At 70.1% G+C, this 740-nt stretch carries 1 protein-coding gene; it reads left to right on the top strand.

Translation table 11 applies throughout. From position 1 onward, the window contains the following. On the top strand, positions 1–740 hold a 740-nt coding region (gene dmpG, locus ABD086_RS25240; protein ID WP_343911448.1), incomplete at both ends, for a 4-hydroxy-2-oxovalerate aldolase.

Consider the following 740-nt stretch of genomic DNA (forward strand, 5'->3'; position numbering starts at 1 on the left):
GGCGTACCCGTCATCGAGGTGACCCACGGCGACGGCCTCGGCGGCTCGTCGTTCAACTACGGCTTCTCCACGACGTGGGAACAGGAGCTGATCCGGATCGCGGCCGAGACCGCGAAGCGCGCGAAGATCGCGTTCCTCATGCTCCCCGGCGTCGGCACCAAGGACGACATCCGCGCGGCGCAGGACAACGGCGGGCAGATCTGCCGGATCGCCACCCACTGCACCGAGGCGGACGTCTCGGTCCAGCACTTCGGGCTGGCCCGCGAGCTGGGCCTGGAGACGGTCGGCTTCCTGATGATGAGCCACACCCAGCCGCCGGAGGTGCTGGCCAAGCAGGCGCGGATCATGGTCGACGCCGGCTGCCAGTGCGTGTACGTCGTGGACTCGGCCGGGGCGCTGATCATGGAGCAGACCGCGGACCGGGTGTCCGCGATCGTCGCGGAGATCGGCGACCAGGCCGATGTCGGGTTCCACGGCCACGAGAACCTCGGCCTCGGCGTCGCGAACACGATCATCGCCGCCCGGGCGGGCGCGACCCAGATCGACGGCTCGGTGCGCCGCTTCGGCGCCGGCGCCGGCAACACCCCGCTCGAGGCGTTCGTCGGCGTCTGCGACAAGCTCGGTTGGGAGACCGGGATCGACTTCCTCCAGATCGTCGACGCGTCCGAGGACGTCATCAGGCCGGCGATGCCCGAGGAGTGCCAGCTCGACCGGATGACGCTGATGATGGGGTACGCCGG

Source organism: Nocardioides aquiterrae (assembly GCF_039526625.1).
Lineage (GTDB): Bacteria > Actinomycetota > Actinomycetes > Propionibacteriales > Nocardioidaceae > Nocardioides > Nocardioides aquiterrae.